This is a genomic window from Streptomyces sp. B15 (genome assembly GCF_018070605.1).
Lineage (GTDB): Bacteria > Actinomycetota > Actinomycetes > Streptomycetales > Streptomycetaceae > Streptomyces > Streptomyces smyrnaeus.
In genome coordinates this window covers 1-1,931 of record NZ_JAGPXJ010000199.1, presented here as the reverse complement: position 1 = coordinate 1,931, position 1,931 = coordinate 1, and the positions used below count along the sequence as shown (strand labels likewise).

Below are 1,931 nucleotides of genomic sequence, written 5' to 3'. Positions count from 1 at the left end.
GGAGCGTCGCCGGTGCGACTCCTCCCGCGAAGGAGACACCGGCAACGCAATTTCGGCGTCCCTCCCGCCCGGTGTTGCCGGTAACGCCGGTGCGGGCGGAGTGGCACCAACACTCGACCCGCAGGGTCGTCACCGGCCGGATTGGGGGCAGCAACAGGCAAGCGGATTGCACGTATGTCAATGGCTTGCCTGTTGCGGAAGGGGGGTTCTAGGGGGGCGAAGCCCACCTGGCGGGGGGCCGTCGGGGGGCAGAGCCCCCCGACACGACCCCTCGGCGGCAGCCGAAGAACCCAGGGGGCGTGCCCCCACAAGCGGCGGCGCACCCCGCGGAGCGAGGGCGTGCCCCCACAAAGCGGGCGCCCCGCCAGGGGTGGGTCAGACGGTGATGGTGACTTCGGCCAGCCCACCGTGCTGGGCAACCACGGTGCGGTCCGCGGTGCCGCCAGGCACCAGCGCTCGGACCGTCCAGGTCCCCTCGGCCGCGTAGAAGCGGAACTGGCCGGTGGCGGAGGTGGGCACCTCCGCGGTGAACTCGCCGGTGGCGTCCAGCAGCCGTACGTAGCCGGTGACGGGCTCGCCGTCACGGGTCACGTTGCCCTGGATGGTGGTCTCGCCCGGCTTGGCGGTGGAGGCGTCCGGCCCGCCTGTCTGTGCTCCGCACATGGTGTTCTCCCTGGGGTCGTGTCGGGTGGTCGTCAGTTGGAGCCCAGCTCGACGGGCACGCCGACGAGGGAGCCGTACTCGGTCCAGGAGCCGTCGTAGTTCTTGACGTTCTGCTGGCCCAGCAGCTCGTGCAGCACGAACCAGGTGTGCGCGGAGCGCTCACCGATGCGGCAGTAGGCGATGGTGTCCTTGTCGAGGTCGACGCCCTCGGCCTCGTAGAGCTCCTTGAGCTCGTCGTCCGACTTGAAGGTGCCGTCGTCGTTGGCCGACTTCGACCAGGGGATGTTGCGGGCGCTGGGCACGTGGCCCGGGCGCTGCGACTGCTCCTGCGGCAGGTGTGCGGGGGCGAGCAGCTTGCCGCTGAACTCGTCGGGGGAGCGCACGTCGACCAGGTTCTTGGTGCCGATGGCGTCGACGACCTCGTCGCGGAAGGCGCGGATGGAGGCGTCCTGCGGCTTGGCCTTGTACTCGGTGGTCGGGCGCTCGGGGACCTCGGCTACCAGGTCGCGGGAGTCCAGTTCCCACTTCTTGCGGCCGCCGTCGAGGAGCTTGACGTCCTGGTGGCCGTAGAGCTTGAAGTACCAGTACGCGTAGGAGGCGAACCAGTTGTTGTTGCCGCCGTAGAGCACGACGGTGTCGTCGTTGGCGATGCCCTTGGCGGACAGGAGCTTCTCGAAGCCTTCCTGGTCCACGAAGTCGCGGCGCACCGGGTCCTGGAGGTCCTGCTTCCAGTCGATGCGGATCGCGTTCTTGATGTGGTTCTTGTCGTAGGCCGAGGTGTCCTCGTCGACCTCGACGATCACTACCTTCGGGTCGTCGAGGTGGGCCTCGACCCAGTCGGCGTCGACCAGAACGTCGCTGCGGCTCATGCTGTTTCTCCTCGTGAGGTGGGTGGATGCGGCGGAGGGCGAACAGGGGTACGCGTACGGGGCGGCACCGGTGGCCGGGGCCGTCACGGGTCGGGCGCACAGCGTGCGGGTGCGCGGGGAGGTGTACGCGGGAACTGCTCTGCGGCGTGTGTGCGCTGCGGGTACGCCGGGGCGCCGGATGCGCTGGGCGCCGCGGCGTCGGCGGAACGCGCGGACGGTCAGCGGGTCAGCGGGAGCCGCGACAGAGCATGGCGGCGATGCGGCACAGGTCCACTGCCCGGCGCTTCGTGAGGTCCGCCTGTCGCTTCATGCGCTCGATCGTAAGGACGACGGCGGGGTCGTGTCACCGCCGATCCGCATGGTGAGATGCTTTTGTCCAGGATGCGGGAATGATCGCGG

General features: G+C 69.5%; 2 protein-coding genes. Both read right to left on the bottom strand.

Going from position 1 to position 1,931, the window contains the following annotated elements; genetic code table 11:
* Window positions 1-375: 375 nt before the first annotated feature.
* The gene (locus KBY19_RS35805; RefSeq protein WP_099882393.1) at window positions 376-663 is read right to left on the bottom strand and encodes a DUF1416 domain-containing protein; all 288 of its coding nucleotides are present in this window, start codon (window positions 661-663) and stop codon (window positions 376-378) included.
* Between the two features lie 32 nt (window positions 664-695).
* A complete protein-coding gene (locus tag KBY19_RS35800; RefSeq protein ID WP_099882391.1) occupies window positions 696-1,532 on the bottom strand; it encodes a sulfurtransferase in 837 nt (278 codons plus the stop codon).
* Window positions 1,533-1,931 lie beyond the last annotated feature (399 nt).